This is a genomic window from Limisphaera ngatamarikiensis (assembly GCF_011044775.1).
In the GTDB taxonomy this organism is placed as follows: Bacteria; Verrucomicrobiota; Verrucomicrobiia; order Limisphaerales; family Limisphaeraceae; genus Limisphaera; species Limisphaera ngatamarikiensis.
This window is the reverse complement of the sequence record NZ_JAAKYA010000082.1, coordinates 76,630-86,268: the sequence shown is the minus strand read 5'-3', so window position 1 is coordinate 86,268 and position 9,639 is coordinate 76,630. Positions and strand designations below refer to the sequence as shown.

Below are 9,639 nucleotides of genomic sequence, written 5' to 3'. Positions count from 1 at the left end.
GACCCCACACCATTCCCGCCACACCAGCCCCCGTCCCCCATACCGACCGCGCCGCCCGGCCAACCACCCGCCCCATAACCACGAGCCCACCCCGCCGGAGCACCCCACGCCCTCACAAACCCGCCCAGTCCACCGCGCACAACTCGCGCCCGGACCCGGGCCGGCCTCACCCACCACGGGTCGAACCCGACCACCGCCCCACCAACAGTCGCAAGCTGTTCATCACCACCACCACCGTGCTCCCCTCATGACCCACCACCCCCAGGGGCAACGGAATCTTGCCCAGCAACGCAAACACCACCAACACCACCACCGTCCCCAACGACACCGCCAGATTTTGCCGGATGATCCGCCGGGCACGCCGACTCAGCTCATAAGCCGCCAGAAAGTTCTCAATCCGATCATGCATCAACACCACGTCCGCCTGCTCCAGCGCCGCATCCGACCCGCGCGCCCCCATCGCCACCCCCACATGCGCAGCCGCCAAACTCGGCGCATCGTTCACACCATCCCCCACCATCGCCACACGTTCCCCGGATTCGCTCCACTCGCGAATCGCCGCCACCTTCTCCTCCGGCTTCAACTCCGCCCGAATCTCGTCCACACCCAGCTCCCGCCGCAAATGCTCCGCCGCCGCCCGACGGTCCCCCGTCAACACCACCAAACGCAAACCCGCCCGACGCAGCCGTTCCACCAGGCCCGCCGCCTCCGGACGCACCTCGTCCCGCAACAAAATCCGGCCCCACAACCCCTCCCGATACAACCACACCCAAACCTCCCCGGGCCGGTCCCCGACCACCCAGTCCGCCGGAGCCGATACCCCGCCGCCCAACTCCGCCTCAATCCATTCCCGACGCCCCACCCACACCAGCCGATCCCCAACCCGGGCCTTCACACCCTGACCGGTCACCGACTCAAACCGGCTCACCTCCGGCAACTCCAGCCCCAGCTGCTTCCCATGCCGCGTCAACGCCCGCGCCAGCGGATGATTCGACCACCGCTCCACCGCACACGCCAGCACCAGCACCTCCCCTTCCCGACCCGCCGGACGGCTCTCCACCCGTTCCACCCTCAGTTCCCCCGTCGTCAACGTCCCCGTCTTGTCCAACGCCACCAACGTCACCTCCGCCAGCTTCTCCACCGCCGCCCCGCCCCGAAACAAAATCCCATGCCGTGCACCCCACGCAATCGCCGCCAAAATCGCCGACGGAATCGAAAGCACCAGCGCACACGGCGACGACACCACCAACAACGTCATCGCCCGATAAAACGCGCTCAGCCCCGGCTGACCCGGATCCGGCGACCGAAACGGCGCCAACCCCATGCCCCACCACCACACCAAATACATCCCCACCGTCAAACCCAGCACCGCATACGTGTACGCCGCACTGAACCGCTCCGTAAACCGCTGCGCCGGCGCCTTCTGCCGCTGCGCCTCCCGAATCAACCGCACAATCTTCTGCAGCGCACTCTCCGACGCCGGCCGCAACGCCCGCACCTCCAACACACCCCACAAATTCAGCGTCCCCGCCAACACCACATCCCCCACACGCTTCCCCACCGGCAGCGATTCACCGGTCAGATTCGACTCGTCCGCCGCGCTCTCCCCCCGAATCACCTCGCCGTCCACAGCAAATTGCGCCCCGGGCCGCACCACCAACCGCATCCCGGGTTCCACCGCCTCCACCGGCAACTCCCGCTCCCCACCATCCTCCCCCAACACCGTCGCCGTCTTCGGTGCATTCCGAAACAACGCCCGCACCTCCCGTTGCGTCCGCTCCAGCGCGTAATGCTCCAGCGCCCCCGCCAGCGAAAACAAGAACAACAACACCGCACCCTCCGCCCACTGCCCCACCGCCGCACTCCCCAACGCCACCGCCAGCATCAAAAAATGCACGTCCAACCCGCGATACCGCCGCAACCGTTCCCACGCCTCCTCCACCGCAAACCACCCACCAGCCACATACCCCAGCACCTGCAACCCCAAAACCCAACCCGCACCCCAACCCCGCGCAGACCCCACCACCGCCATCAACGTCAGTCCACCGCACACCAACGAAGCCGCCAGCTGCCACCGCCACTCCCCCTCATGCGACTCCACCTCCTCCACATCCACGTCCCGCTGCACAAACCGCGGCAACGGCCAACGCCGCCACCGCCACAACGTCGGCGCCGTCGGACAGGTCACCCGACTCACTGTGGTCACCCCGCGCTCATGCCGAAACCGAAACTGCCGAACATCCGCCTCCGGTAACGGCCGACCACACGTCCGACAATCCCCACGCCCCGACACCAACGCACATTCACGCCCCACCCGCAAATCCGCTACCTCCCGCAAACCCGCCTCCAACCGCTCCCGCAACCGCACCACATCCGTCCGGCCCAGCGTCGCCACCTCCACCAGCTTCCGCTCCCGATCCACCGAAACCGCCTCCAACGACGGTTCCTCCGCAAACACCTGCAACAACGACCGCGCCAGGCAATCCGACCCGGCCCCGGTCCCCGATCCCCTCGGTCCCATGCCCCCATCCATAGCACAACCGCCCCCCGCCCCGCCACCGCAAACCCGCAACCCCAAACCCCTCAACCTCGCCCCGCGCCCGGTCGCAACGCCCGACCCACCCCACCCACACTCTTGACACGTCCGCGCTCGTCGCTAACTTATCGAACGATCGTTAGGGATAAACAGGTTGGACGATGCCCAGAACCGATACAGCCCAAACCCGACAACGCATCCTCGATGCGGCAGAACGAACCTTCGCCGAACAGGGGTTCGAACCCGCCTCCATCCGCACCATCGCCGCCCGCGCCCGCGTCACCCTGCCCGTCCTCTACTACCACTTCGAATCCAAAACCGGTCTCATCCGCGCCGTCCTGCTCCGCCGACTCGAACCGCTCCGCCAAACCCACCAATCCACCCTCGCCCAACTCGCCGCAAACTATCCCCCACCCCAAACACCCCCGCTGCGCCTCATCCTCGAATCCATGATCCGACCCGCCCTCGACCTCGCCACCACCGACGCCCGCAAAGGTTCCATCGTCATGCGCCTGCTCGGCCGCGTCCTCACCGAACCGGCCGCACCCCTGCAGGACATCTTCCAAAACGTCTTCGCCGACGTCCGCCAGGGTTTCCTGGACCTCCTGGGCCGGTGCCTGCCCCACCTCTCCAAAACCGCCCTCTACTGGCGACACGAATTCATCTGGGGTGCCCTGGCCCTGCTGCTCTGCAACCCGGGCCGCACCCTCCAAAAAACCGAGGGCCTCTGCAACCCCCTCGACACCGAATCGTTGCTCCCCCATTTCCTCAGCTTTTGCATCGCGGGTCTGGAAGCACCGCCGCCGGCAACCACCGGCGCCCGGCCCGACCCCAACCCGGAACGCCTCTCCTCAAAACCATGAACACTCTCATGAAAACCATCCATCGCCTCATCCGCCCACGCCACAACCCAACCGCGCCCGGCATCCCAACCCGGGCCGGAAACGCGTCCGCACCCAAACCCCACCCCGCCATCCACACCGCCCTGACCGGCGCCCTCCTCCTCACCCTGGGCGCCCTGGTCTCCTGCGGCCGACCACCCGCCCCACCTCCGGCCCGCATCCCCCAGGTCACCGTCACCCACCCCGTCACCGCCCCGGTCACCAACTGGGATGAATACCCCGCCCACCTCGAGGCCGTGGATACCGTCGAAATCCGCTCCCGCGTGGCCGGTTACCTCGAATCCATCCACTTCCGCGACGGCGCGGAGGTCCGAGCCGGCCAACTGCTGTTCGTCATCGACCCCAAACCCTACGAAGCCGACCTGGAACGCGCCCGCGCCGAACGGCGCCGCGCCGAAACCCAGCTCGAACTCGCCCGCAACGACTTCGAACGCGCGCAGCGCCTCCGCCAATCCCGCGCCATCGCCGACGAAGAATACGACGCCCGCGCCAAAGCCGTCCGCGCCGCCGAAGACGCCCTGGCCGCAGCCCGCGCCGCCGAAACCACCGCCGAACTCAACCTCGCCTACACCCGCATCACCGCACCCCTCGACGGCCGCATCGGCCGCCGCCTCGTCGCCATCGGCAACATGATCCAGGGCAGCACCATGATGCCCGGCACACTCCTCGCCACCCTCGTCACCCAGGACCCCATCTACGCCTACTTCGAAGTCCCCGAGGAAACCTTCCAACAATACCGCGACCGTCTCCCCGGCCTCACCCAACCCGGCACCGAACCGGTCCCCTGCGAACTGGCCCTGGCCGGCGACACCGACTTCCCCCATCGCGGCCACATCGATTTCGTGGACAACCAGGCCGACCCGCGCACCGGCACCGTCCGACTCCGCGCCGTCTTCCCCAACCCCGACCGCCGCCTCATCCCCGGCATGTTCGCACGCGTCCGACTGCCCGTGGAACAACTCCAACAGGCCCTCCTCATCCCCGAGGCCGCCATCCTCTCCGAGCAAACCCGCAAATTCGTCTACGTCGTCAACGCCCAGGGAATCGTCGAACCCCGACCCGTGGACCCGGGCCGATCCCACGGCACCCTCCGCATCATCCGCTCCGGTCTCCAGCCCGGCGACAACGTCGTCGTCAGCGGGCTGCTGATGCTCCGACCCGGCCTCAAGGTCCAGGTGGTCGAACCCGGAACCGCACCCGCCCAGGGACAACACTAACCCACGCACCATGCAACTTCCGTCCAACCCGCTCGTGCCATGAAGTTCTCCCATTTCTTCATCCGCCGACCCATCTTCGCCGCGGTCCTGTCCATCTTCATCACCCTGGTGGGGCTGCTGGCCCTGCTGGAGTTGCCGGTGGCTTCCTTCCCGGAAGTGGCCCCGCCCACCGTCTTCGTCCGCGCACGCTTCCCCGGCGCCAGCCCGGAAACCGTCGCCGCCACCGTGGCCACCCCGCTGGAACAGGAAATCAACGGGGTGGAAAACATGCTCTACATGTCCTCCTCCTCCGCCGCCGATGGTTCCCTCGTCATCCAGGTCACTTTCAAGGTCGGTACCGACATTGACCTGGCCCAGGTCCACGTGCAGAACCGCGTCGCCCTGGCACTGCCCCGACTGCCCGAGGAGGTCCGGCGCCTCGGCATCGAAGTCAGAAAACGCTCCCCCAGCCTCACCGCCGTCATCAGCCTCTTCTCCCCCGACGGTTCCCTGGACGACGTGTTCCTGGGCAACTACGCCTACCTCCAGGTCAAGGATGTCCTGGCCCGCCTGCCGGGCGTCGGCGACGTCCTCATCTTCAACGCCCGCGACTATTCCATGCGGGTCTGGCTCGACCCCGAAAAACTCTCCGCCCGCAACCTCACCGTGGGCGACGTCGTCAACGCCATCCGCGAACAGAACGTCGAAGTCGCCGGCGGTGTCTTCGGCCAACCGCCCACACCCCCGGATACCCGGTTGCAACTGGTCGCCCTGGTCAAGGGCCGTCTCGTCACCGAGGAGGAGTTCGGCAACATCATCCTCCGCACCGGCGCCGACGGGCGCCTCACCCGCCTCCGCGACGTCGCCCGCATCGAACTCGGCGCCCGCGACTACAACATCAGCGCATGGCTGGACGGCAAACCCGCCGTCGCCATCGGCATCTTCCAACAACCCGGATCCAACACCATCGAAACCGCCGACGCCGTCCGGCGCGCCATGGAAGAACTCCGCCAGCGCTTCCCCGCCGGCATGGAGTATCGCATCGTCCGCGACGACTCCATCTACATCCGCGAATCCATTCGCGAAGTCATCAAAACCCTCCTCGAAGCCATGGTCCTGGTCACCCTCGTGGTGATCCTCTTCCTCCAAACCTGGCGCGCCTCGATCATCCCCCTCGTCGCAGTGCCCGTCTCCCTCATCGGCACCTTCGCCGTCATGGCCGCCCTCGGCTTCTCCATCAACAACCTCACCCTCTTCGGACTCGTCCTGGCCATCGGGATCGTGGTGGACGACGCCATCGTCGTGGTCGAAAACGTCGAACGTCACCTCGCCGAGGGCAAATCCCCCGTCGAGGCCACCCGACAGGCCATGGACGAAATCGGCAGCGCCGTCGTCGCCATCGCCCTGGTCCTCAGCTCCGTCTTCCTCCCCACCGCCTTCCTGCCCGGCATCCAGGGCAGGTTCTACCAGCAATTCGCCCTCACCATCGCCGTCTCCACCCTCATCTCCGCCTTCGTTGCCCTCACCCTCAGCCCCGCACTCTGCGCCCTGCTGCTCCGGCCCCACACCGAAAAACACGACCTCATCAGCCGCCTCATCCACGGCACCGTCGGACACTTCTTCCAGGCCTTCAACCGCACCTTCGAAACCTGCCGCTCCGGTTACCTCAGGGCCCTGCGCCTCGTCATCCGCCACGGTGTCATGGTCATGATCCTCTACGCCGGGCTGCTCGGTCTGACCGGGCTCGGCTTCCTCACCGTCCCCACCGGCTTCATCCCTGTCCAGGACAAGGGCACCCTCTTCTGTTACCTCCAGCTCCCCGACGGCGCCTCCCTCAACCGCACCATCGAGGTCAGCAGCCGCGTCTACGAAATGATCCGGAACACACCGGGCGTCGAGATGGTCCTGAAACTCGACGGCTTCTCCATCCTCTCCTTCGGCAGCCAGCCCAATGCCTCCACCATCGTCGTCCGACTGGAACCCTTCGACAAACGCCGCAAAACCGGACTCACCAGCAACCGCGTCCTGGCCATGCTCCAACCCAAATTCGCCTCCATCACCGAAGGGGTCGTCGTCGGATTCAACCTCCCGCCCGTGGATGGACTGGGATCGGTCGGCGGCTTCAAACTCCAAATCCAGGACCGCGCCAACCTCGGACCCCAGGCCCTCCAAACCGCCGCCTTCGCCCTCATGGCCGCCGCCAACCAGGACCCCAGACTCCAAAACGTCATCACCACCTACCGCGGCAACGTCCCCCAGGTCCAACTCGAGGTGGACCGCGAAAAAGCCAAACGCATGAGCGTCCCGCTCAGCGCCATCTGGGAAACCCTCTCCGTCTACCTCGGCGGCCTCTACGTCAACGACTTCACCCTCTTCGGCCGACCCTTCCAGGTCGTTGCCCAGGCCGATGCACCCTTCCGCGCCCGACCGGAAAACGTCCTGGACCTCAAAACCCGCAACGCCGCCGGTGAAATGGTCCCCCTCGGCACACTCGTCTCCATCCGCAACACCACCGGCCCCACCACCATCCCCCACTACAACCTCTACCCCAGCGCCGACCTCAGCGGCGTCCCCGCCCCGGGCATCAGCTCCGGTCAGGCCACCCGCATCATCGAAGCCATGGCCCGACAAATCCTCCCGCCCGGCATGGGCTTCGAATGGACCGAAATCACCCTCCTGGAACAACAGGCCGGCCGCACCGGCGCCTGGATCTTCCTCCTCTGCGTCGTCATGGTCTTCCTCGTCCTGGCCGCCCAATACGAAAGCTGGCTGCTACCCCTGGCCATCATCCTCATCACGCCCATGAGCCTCTTGTTCGCCATCCTCGGCCTCTGGAGCCGCGGCATGGACAACAACCTCTTCAGCCAGATCGGATTCGTCGTCCTCATCGGCCTGGCCTGCAAAAACGCCGTCCTCGTCGTCGAGTTCGCACGCCAGCTGCAGGACAAGGGGCTGAACCGCTTCGATGCCGTCCTGGAAGCGGCCCGGCTCCGGCTCCGCCCCATCCTCATGACCTCCCTGGCCTTCACCGCCGGCGTCTTCCCCCTCATGATCGCCGCCGGCGCCGGCAGCGAACTCCGCCGCGCCATCGGCACCGCAACCTTCTGGGGCATGCTCGGCGTCACCGCCTTCGGCATCTTCCTCACCCCCGTCTTCTACGTCGTGCTCCGCAGACTGGCCGGCGAACGATCCCGACCCACTCCGCCCACAACCCAACCCCACGGCCCCTCCGGCTCGCCCGGCCCCGCCAACACCGCACTCCTCCTCGCCGCCACCCTCACCCTCATCGGACTGTCCGGATGCACCGTCGGCCCCGACTACCACACCCCGGCCACCCCCATGCCCGCCGCATTCACCCACGCCCAAGGCCAGCCCTTCACAACCGACCCCGCCGACATCGAGTGGTGGCGCCAGTTCCAGGATCCCCTGCTGGAAAACCTCATCCAAACGGCCCTGACCGGTAATCACGACCTCCGCATCGCCACCGCCCGACTCCAGGAAGCCCGCGCCCTCCGACACCTCCAGTCCCTGGACGCCTTCCCCACCGTCCAGGCCCAGGGCGGATTCACACGGAGCGCCCGCGCCGTCGACGCCATGCCCGGCGTGCCCCGCGACGGCCGCGAGGGCCAGCTCTTCGACGCCGGTTTCGACGCCTTCTGGGAACTCGACCTCTTCGGCCGCGTCCGCCGCGCCATCGAGGCGGCCCGGGCCGACACCGCCGCCGTCGAAGCCCGGCGCCGCGCCGTGCTCCTCAGCCTCATGGCCGAAATCGCACGCAACTACTGCGAACTGCGCGGCCTCCAACAACAACTCGCCGTCGCCCAACACAACGCCCGGCTCCAGGAGGAAACCCTCCAAATCGTCCGCGCCAAACTCGACGGCGGCCGCGCCACCGAACTCGATCTGGCCCGCGCCCAAGCCCAATACGAAAGTACCCTGGCACTCATCCCCGCCCTCGAAAACGCCATCCAACAAACCATCCACCGCCTCAGTGTCCTCACCGGTCAACAGCCCACGGCACTCACCCCCCAACTCCAAGCCGCCGCTCCACTCCCGCGCCTGCCCGACCGCATCCCCGTGGGCAATCCCTCCGATCTCCTCCGCCGCCGCCCCGACATCCAGGCCGCCGAACAGGACCTGGCCGCCGCCACCGCCCGCATCGGCGTCGCCACGGCCGATCTCTTCCCACGCGTCACCTTCCTCGGCACCCTCGGCTGGCAGGCCTCCCACCTTGCCGGATTGGGCGACGCCGGCTCCGACGCCTACTCCTTCGGCCCCCGAATCCAATGGGCCGCCCTCGACCTCGGACGCGTGCGCGATCGCCTCGCCGCCGCCCGCGCCCGCGCCGAAGCCCAACTGGCCCGCTACGAACAAACCGTCCTCCAGGCCCTCGAAGAAACCGAAAACGCCCTCGTCAACCTCGGCCAAACCCGCACCGAAGCCGAACACCTCCGCACCGCCGTCGCCGCCGCACGCCAGGCCGTCACCCTCGCCGAACAACGATACCAGGCCGGCGTGGCCGAATACCTGACCGTGCTGGATGCCCAACGGGCCCTCCTCGCCCTCGAAAACCAGCTCGCCGCCACCGAAACCCGGCTCCTCACCGCGCACGTCGCCGTCTACAAAGCCCTCGGCGGCGGCTGGGAAATCGAAACCCGGCCCGGCGGATTCTCAGGCCCCGAACCCCGACCACCCCAACCCACCACCGCAACCCACCACCCACAAACCGGCCCCGTCCAACCAACCAGCTCCGGGCCCCAAACCCCACGACACCGCCCCGTGCCACACCCCTACAACCACCCCCGCGCCCCAATTTTCTTCGCACCTGCAGACTTGACCCGCCCCGGTCCGCAGCGTACGGTTGGACCCAAGATGTTGCGGAACGTTCGGCAAGTAGTCGTAGGTCTGGTGGTCGTCGCCCTGGGCGACGGCGCCGCCGTTGGCTCTTGTCGAACCTGAGCGTTCGTTTGGACAAGAACCCACGGCTGGCAACGGTCGTGGGTTT

4 protein-coding genes are annotated in these 9,639 nt (G+C 67.2%); 3 read left to right on the top strand and 1 reads right to left on the bottom strand.

The window, feature by feature from the left end; all coding sequences use genetic code 11:
* Positions 1–166: 166 nt before the first annotated feature.
* Positions 167–2,521: a heavy metal translocating P-type ATPase gene (locus G4L39_RS12425; protein WP_165108534.1), complete on the bottom strand. Its 2,355-nt coding sequence runs from the start codon at positions 2,519–2,521 to the stop codon at positions 167–169.
* Between the two features lie 176 nt (positions 2,522–2,697).
* Between G4L39_RS12425 and G4L39_RS12420 the strand changes: the two genes are divergently transcribed.
* The 3 genes from G4L39_RS12420 to G4L39_RS15495 are packed head-to-tail and all read left to right on the top strand — an operon-like array spanning position 2,698 to position 9,593.
* On the top strand, positions 2,698–3,399 hold the full coding sequence (locus G4L39_RS12420; RefSeq protein ID WP_165108532.1) for a TetR/AcrR family transcriptional regulator: 702 nt from the start codon (positions 2,698–2,700) through the stop codon (positions 3,397–3,399).
* Positions 3,400–3,407: 8 nt separating this feature from the next.
* Entirely contained in the window at positions 3,408–4,655 is a 1,248-nt protein-coding gene (locus G4L39_RS12415) for an efflux RND transporter periplasmic adaptor subunit (protein ID WP_165108530.1), read from the top strand.
* 39 nt (positions 4,656–4,694) lie between these two features.
* Positions 4,695–9,593: a multidrug efflux RND transporter permease subunit gene (locus G4L39_RS15495; RefSeq protein WP_165108528.1), complete on the top strand. Its 4,899-nt coding sequence runs from the start codon at positions 4,695–4,697 to the stop codon at positions 9,591–9,593.
* Positions 9,594–9,639: the final 46 nt, after the last annotated feature.

Excerpts from the sequence above, each read along its gene's own strand:
- G4L39_RS15495 (WP_165108528.1), top strand. The coding sequence starts at position 4,695 with ATGAAGTTCTCCCATTTCTTCATCCGCCGACCCATCTTCGCCGCGGTC.
- G4L39_RS12415 (WP_165108530.1), top strand. The coding sequence starts at position 3,408 with ATGAAAACCATCCATCGCCTCATCCGCCCACGCCACAACCCAACCGCG.
- G4L39_RS12420 (WP_165108532.1), top strand. The coding sequence starts at position 2,698 with ATGCCCAGAACCGATACAGCCCAAACCCGACAACGCATCCTCGATGCG.
- G4L39_RS12425 (WP_165108534.1), bottom strand. The coding sequence starts at position 2,521 with ATGGGACCGAGGGGATCGGGGACCGGGGCCGGGTCGGATTGCCTGGCG.